We start from the raw sequence: 2,831 nt of genomic DNA on the forward strand, positions 1-2,831 counted from the left end.
TAATGGCCATTACTATTCTTTCAAACTTCACATTACCAACACTAGAAGCTACAAATAGGTTTACTCCAAGAGGTGGTGTGATAAAACCAATTGCTAAGTTAGTAACTAATATTACCCCAAAATGAATGGGATCGACACCGACTGCAATAACAATCGGCAAAAGAATCGGTGTTAGAATGACTAACGCAGATATTGTATCGATAAACATTCCTACTATTAATAGTATGACATTAATAGCTAGTAAAATGACAATTGGATTGGTAGATAATTCAGTCAAGAAAGAAGAAATATCATTGGGCACCTGTTCTAAAGTCATGAAATATGCAAAAGAAACGGAAAGACCGATAATAATCATCGTAGTAGCATTAATAACAACCGCTTCGCGGAAGCATTCAAATACGGATTTCCATGTAAGCTCCTTATAAACAAACAAGCCGATAATTAAAGCATAGACCACTGCTACGACAGCAGCTTCCGTTGGCGAAAAGAAGCCTCCATAAATCCCACCCAAAATAATAACTGGGATAAGCAATGCCCACTTGGCATCGTATGTAGCTTTTAACACATCCTTAAATGAAAAGCGGGCAGTTCCCTCGGACTTATAGCCTCGTTTTTTAGCAATAAAATACGCGGTGATCATCAGACCAATACCAATGATAATACCTGGTAATATCCCTGCTAGGAACATGCTTCCTACAGATACGCTTCCTATTACCCCATACAACACAAATGGAATACTAGGTGGAATAATTACGCCTATAGATCCTGCCGAAGCGGATACAGCCGCTGCATATCCTCCGTCATACTTTTTGTTTTTCATTTCTGGAATCATAAAACCGCCAATTGCAGCTACCGTTGCAGGTCCAGATCCCGAAATAGCGGCAAAAAACATGGATGCTACAATGGTTACTAGAGACAATCCCCCTACTATCCAACCAACTAAAGCAGTAGCTACGTCCAGCAATCTTTTGGAAACTCCCCCTTTACTCATTAATACTCCAGCTAGCATAAAGAAAGGGATTGCTAATAGCGGGAATGAATCCAACGATGTAAAAGCTTTTTGGGCTATAATACCGAGTGGAAGATTAGAACCGAAATAAATGGCAACTAGTGCAGAAACACCTAAGGAGATGGCGATGGGAACTCCGATTAATAGACAGATAAACAATGTACCGAACAAAAGAGCTACTGTCATAGCATAATCTCCTCATCCTTAGGTTTGTCGTAATTGCCTTGTATTACTTCTTTTACTTGAATGACTAACCGAATAGCCATCCCAATCCCACCAAGTGGTATAGCTAAATATGGAATCCAAATTGGTATTTGCATAGCTGGAGCCAGCTGTCCATGGTTAATACTACTCAAAACAAGCTCTGTACCAAACACAGCTAAAAACAGTGCCATTACAAACCAAATTACTATGGATAAAATCTCAAGCACCTGACGAAACACCCCGTGGAAGCGGGTGATAAATGCTTCCACACGAATGTGCTGTCGTAACTTAACTGCATAACTTGCACCTATCCAGACTTGAAAAATATGAATATACCGAGCCATTTCTTCTGTCCAGCTTGGTGCGGAGGAGAAGACATATCGGCCTATTACTTGACCAAAAATAAGAGCTACCATTAAACCAAGGGAAAGTACTAGCATTATTTCTTCGAACCTTGCAAATTTTCTTAGCATATACATTTCACCCCTGTTTCATTATTGGTTATTTGCTTCCTCTGCCATTTTGACAAGATCTTCTCCAATTTCAGGCACGTATTTATCATAAACTGATTGAGTTGCATCCTTGAACTCGTTACGTTGCTCTTCTGTCAGTTCATTTACTTTCATACCTTCTTGCTTCAAATTCTCTAAAAATTCTACGTCTTGTTTCTGGGCAATTTCACGTTGCTCTGTTCTGTACTCTTCAGAAGCAGTTTGCACTAGCTCCTGCAAATCGTCTGGTAAACTATTATAGAAGTCATTGTTCATCAACAAAATAGTTGCAGCATAGACATGGCTAGTTAAAGTAAGGTATTCCTGAACCTCATAGAATTTGTTTGTATAATATAAAGAGATGGGTGATTCCATTGCTTCATATGTATTTTGTTGCAGAGCTGTGTATAATTCACCAAAAGCAAAAGGAGAAGCATTAGCACCAAACGCTTTAAAAGTATCCGTGTGTACCGGATTTTCTAGTGTTCGATATTTTAACCCCTTTAAATCTTCTATTCCCTCTATTGGTCCCTCGTTATTAGACATATGACGGAAGCCATTTTCAGCACACACAAGGCCCTTCATATCATTGCTCTCTAATTCCGCTAGGAGCTTATCCCCTAATTCTCCATCAAGCGCACGATATGCCGCATCATGATCATTAAACAAAAATGGCAAGTCAAAAACCATGAACTTTTTATTGAAAGAAGCTAAAGGCGCTACGGCTGGAATAGTCATTTCAATATTACCTAACTGTACCGCTTCAATTCCTTCTCGGTCAGAAGGATACAATTGACCATTTGCATATAGTTCAACTTTTAAACGTCCATCCGATTCTTTCTCCAATTTTTCTTTAAAAGACTTAGCAGCTAGATGAGTAGATTGCTCCTCAGATACTAAGTATGCAATTCGAATTGTATATTGATCTTGTTCCTCCCCAGAGCTAGATGTTGACGTATTTGTTGATGGCCTTCCACATGCGCTTAACGTAAGTAAAGTGATTAGTAGTATAGCTAATAATTTTTTCATTTCTTTTCCTCCTCATTGAAATATAATAAAAATCTTCTTTCTACATTATCTAGGTGAAATGCCATAAGTTGTTTAGCCAAATCGTTCTCTTGTGCCCG

Annotated in this window: 3 protein-coding genes; all 3 read right to left on the minus strand. The window is 38.7% G+C overall.

The window, feature by feature from the left end; genetic code table 11:
- A partial coding sequence (locus tag AC06OU_RS06270; protein ID WP_475854696.1) for a TRAP transporter large permease occupies nucleotides 1-1,195 on the minus strand: 1,195 nt, incomplete at its 3' end.
- On the minus strand, nucleotides 1,192-1,686 hold the full coding sequence (locus AC06OU_RS06275) for a TRAP transporter small permease (protein WP_475854698.1): 495 nt from the start codon (nucleotides 1,684-1,686) through the stop codon (nucleotides 1,192-1,194). The genes AC06OU_RS06270 and AC06OU_RS06275, both read right to left, overlap by 4 nt.
- A 21-nt stretch (nucleotides 1,687-1,707) precedes the next feature.
- Nucleotides 1,708-2,733, minus strand: a complete 1,026-nt coding sequence (locus tag AC06OU_RS06280; RefSeq protein ID WP_475854700.1) for a DctP family TRAP transporter solute-binding subunit — start codon at nucleotides 2,731-2,733, stop codon at nucleotides 1,708-1,710.
- Nucleotides 2,734-2,831 lie beyond the last annotated feature (98 nt).

The organism is Psychrobacillus sp., assembly GCF_056205495.1.